General features: G+C 26.4%; 1 protein-coding gene. It reads left to right on the top strand.

Annotated features, from left to right (window positions below):
- Positions 1-118 precede the first annotated feature (118 nt).
- Positions 119-530: transposase (locus tag KGF48_RS19880; protein ID WP_413894833.1), on the top strand; the 412-nt coding region annotated here is incomplete at its 3' end.

Below are 530 nucleotides of genomic sequence, written 5' to 3'. Positions count from 1 at the left end.
AAACTTGCAAAAAAAGAAACTCTCTATTTATGAGTGTTCCTGTAATTTTCACAATGGCTATAATTAGATTATAAAAGTTCTAAATCCAAGGGTAAAGTTTAATGGAAAGTATTGGTACTTGTCACTAGCAATGGAAGTTGAGGAAAAAACTGATATTAAACTTACTAATGAAAGTATAGGTGTTGATTTAGGTATCAAGGATTTAGCCATAGTTAGTAATATAGATGAGCCTTTTAAAAACATTAATAAATCAAAAGAAGTTAAAAGATTAAATAAAAAACTTAGAAAACTTCAAAGGCAAGTTTCAAGGAAATATGATATGTTGAAAAGTGGTAACACCTTTCAAAAAGGTGAAAAACTTATAAAAACTCAAAATATCATAAAAGTTGAAAAGCAGATAAAACTTGTCTATAAAAAACTTTCTGATATTAGATTAAATCATATACACCAAACTACTAATACAATAGTGAAAACCAAGCCTTGTAGAGTAGTAGTAGAAGATTTAAATGTAAGAGGTTTATTGAAAAATA

The sequence above is a fragment of the Clostridioides sp. ZZV15-6388 genome, from assembly GCF_020657755.1.
GTDB lineage: Bacteria > Bacillota > Clostridia > Peptostreptococcales > Peptostreptococcaceae > Clostridioides.
This window is presented reverse-complemented; position numbering and strand designations above follow the sequence as displayed.